The sequence below is a fragment of the Pseudocoprococcus catus genome (assembly GCF_019734885.1).
Taxonomy (GTDB): domain Bacteria; phylum Bacillota; class Clostridia; order Lachnospirales; family Lachnospiraceae; genus Coprococcus_A; species Coprococcus_A catus.
Genome location: NZ_JAAXCM010000013.1, coordinates 1 through 1671 on the forward strand (window position 1 = coordinate 1; position 1671 = coordinate 1671).

2 protein-coding genes are annotated in these 1671 nt (G+C 37.0%); both read left to right on the forward strand.

Annotated elements, in window-relative coordinates:
- The first annotated feature begins 214 nt into the window (after window positions 1–214).
- Complete coding sequence (locus HED67_RS01375; protein ID WP_221717302.1) at window positions 215–616, forward strand: HTH domain-containing protein; 402 nt, start codon at window positions 215–217, stop codon at window positions 614–616.
- Window positions 616–1590, forward strand: a complete 975-nt coding sequence (locus tag HED67_RS01380) for an IS3 family transposase (protein WP_246612063.1) — start codon at window positions 616–618, stop codon at window positions 1588–1590. The genes HED67_RS01375 and HED67_RS01380 overlap by 1 nt, the downstream gene beginning before the upstream one ends.
- Window positions 1591–1671 lie beyond the last annotated feature (81 nt).

The window sequence follows — 1671 nt, forward strand, 5'->3', positions numbered from 1 at the left end:
TATAAAATGTACCCTATAGATTGGACAGTTTGAGTTTTTAAAACCCTTACCATTAGACAGTAAGTTTTAATGAAAACCCTTAAATCTATACAATGAGTTTACAGGGAACCCTTAACTTTGGACATGGTTCTGATGACCCCCTTTATTTTGTACAAAATCGATTTTTGACTCCGATTCAGATTGATATTAAAATAAAAATGAATTGGAGGAAATTATGGCAAACAGAAAGTTTACAGAACAGGAAATGCTCACACTGAGAAATAGCAAATATGTGTTGGATGTATCATCGAGCATTGTACATTTCTCGGCAGAATTTAAAAAACTGTTTTGGGAGGAACTGTCAAAGGGCAGGCTTCCACGTGAGATTGTTTCGACTCTTGGGATAGATCCAAATATCCTGGGGGATTCCAGAATAAATGGTCTGAAAACCATGATTGGAAATGAAGTAAAAAAGGGAAATGGTTTTCGAGATCTTAACACCTATGCACAGGGCTGCAACGGATATCTGTCGGCTGAAAATCGGATAAAATATTTAGAAATGCAACTGGCATATAAAGATCAGGAGATTGAGTTTCTAAAAAAAATTGTATCTTTAAATCCGAAGGCTCCGGAATAATGAAAATACCAGCCCATGCAAAGTATCAGATTATTTATGATACTTTGCAAAAAAAAGATAATCTATTGAATGTAGCTGCCATGTGCGAAATTGCAGGAGTATCCCGTTCGGGCTATTACCATTATCTCTCAACAGAAGACCAGCGAATGGAAAGAGAGGAACGGGACAGACAGGATTTTCTTTTGATTCTGAAAGCATACCAGTATCGAGGATATCATAAAGGTGCCCGTAGCATATATATGAGGTTGTTACACATGGAACCGCCTATAGTGATGAATATCAAAAAAATCCGTCGGCTGATGAGGAAATATAACTTACAGTGTCCTATCCGCAAAGCAAATCCCTATCGGAGAATGGCAAAAGCAATGGCAACTGCATATACCGCACCCAATATAGTAAACCGTGAATTCGAGGAACATGGACCAAGAAAAATTCTGTTAACAGATATCACGTATATAATAAATGGAAAAGCACCCCGGTGCTATATGTCAACAATTATAGATGCCTGTACCAAGGAACTGCTGTCATGGGTTCTCAGCGAATCATTAGAAATTGATTTTGTATTAGAAACAGTAAAACAGTTAATAGAAAAACATGGAACTGATTTAAGCACAGAAACATTAATACATAGCGATCAGGGTTCCCACTATACCAGCATTAAATTTATCCAATTGTTAAAGGATAATGAACTGAGACAGTCTATGTCACGTAGAGCAAACTGTTGGGACAATGCTCTCCAGGAATCATTCTTTGGTCATATGAAAGACGAACTGGATCTGTCAGAGTGCTACAGCTATGAGGAGATATTAAACGCAGTTAGGGATTGGACAGAATACTATAATACAGAACGTTATCAATGGGACTTAGCAAGGTTGTCACCTGTTGAGTATTATCAATATATGACAACAGGAATTTATCCTCTGATAATCCCTAAAGCAAAAGGTGAAAACAATCAATCAGAGGCATCACTTTGATGCCTCTACACAACAAACAAATATATAATAGAAATCTGAAAAGGAAAAAGTCATAGTGTCCTTGACAAAGGGTACACTTTA

Excerpts from the sequence above, each read along its gene's own strand:
- HED67_RS01375 (WP_221717302.1), top strand. The coding sequence starts at position 215 with ATGGCAAACAGAAAGTTTACAGAACAGGAAATGCTCACACTGAGAAAT.
- HED67_RS01380 (WP_246612063.1), top strand. The coding sequence starts at position 616 with ATGAAAATACCAGCCCATGCAAAGTATCAGATTATTTATGATACTTTG.